The sequence below is a fragment of the bacterium endosymbiont of Bathymodiolus sp. 5 South genome (assembly GCF_900128535.1).
Classification (GTDB): Bacteria; Pseudomonadota; Gammaproteobacteria; order PS1; family Pseudothioglobaceae; genus Thiodubiliella.
Genome location: NZ_FQTR01000423.1, coordinates 1 through 841, shown reverse-complemented (window position 1 = coordinate 841; position 841 = coordinate 1). Strand labels below are relative to the sequence as shown.

Below are 841 nucleotides of genomic sequence, written 5' to 3'. Positions count from 1 at the left end.
GCCTTTGTGAGAGGCTATGTTGTAGATGTTTACTTCTGTGTCTTTGATGTCTCTGTTGAGGAGTTTGGTGCTGGATTTGGATTTAGACTTGGATTTAGAATTGGATTTAGAATTGGATTTGGATTTGGAATTGGAATTGTTTTGGTCGATGTCGGCTATTTGGATATTGCCACTGCCTAGGGTGGCTAGGACTTTGGTTTTAGAATTGTGTTTGTTGTTGGTGTAATCAAGGCTGACACGGTTGAGTTTGGCTGAGTTGGTATTGGCGTTGCCACCTGCGTTAAGTCCTATTGAGTTGGATTTATTGTTGCTGGTGGTGTTGAGGCTACTGGCACTTAGGCTGTTGGTGGTGAGATTGAGTTGTCCATTGTCGTTACCGTCTTTGTCGCCTGTGTCGGTGGCAGCGATTAAACTGCCGGTAAGCTGGGTGTGTGCTTGGGTGTTGATGTTGACTTGTTTGGCTGTCATGCTGGTGAGTAGTACTGTTTTGCTGTTTTCATCAGCTTTGGATTGATTGAAGCCTACTGAGTTAACGCCACTGCTGCCGATGCCTAGGCTGGCGCCTTGAGAGCGGGTTTTGGCTTTGTGTTTGTTTTGTACGCTGGATACTTCTAGGTTTTTGGTGTCAATGTTGAGTTGGTTGGTGGCTTGTAGATTGGCGCCTTTGATTTTGGTGTCTTGGGTGGTGTTAAGGTTGATGTTGGTGGCAGTTAGGTTGGTGTTGTTGTGGGTGGTTTGTTGGCTGGTGCTGGTGCTGGAATCTCGGGAGATGCTGCCGCTCAGATTACTTGAATTAGTGCCATATAGCGTGTAAGAGACATTCAAGTTTTTATGCTGGGTG

The 841-nt window shown here is 46.0% G+C and carries 1 protein-coding gene; it reads right to left on the bottom strand.

Going from position 1 to position 841, the window contains the following annotated elements; genetic code table 11:
- Positions 1-825, bottom strand: an 825-nt coding sequence (locus BBROOKSOX_RS11955; protein ID WP_139662125.1) for a hemagglutinin repeat-containing protein, incomplete at its 3' end; no start/stop codon positions are given.
- Positions 826-841: the final 16 nt, after the last annotated feature.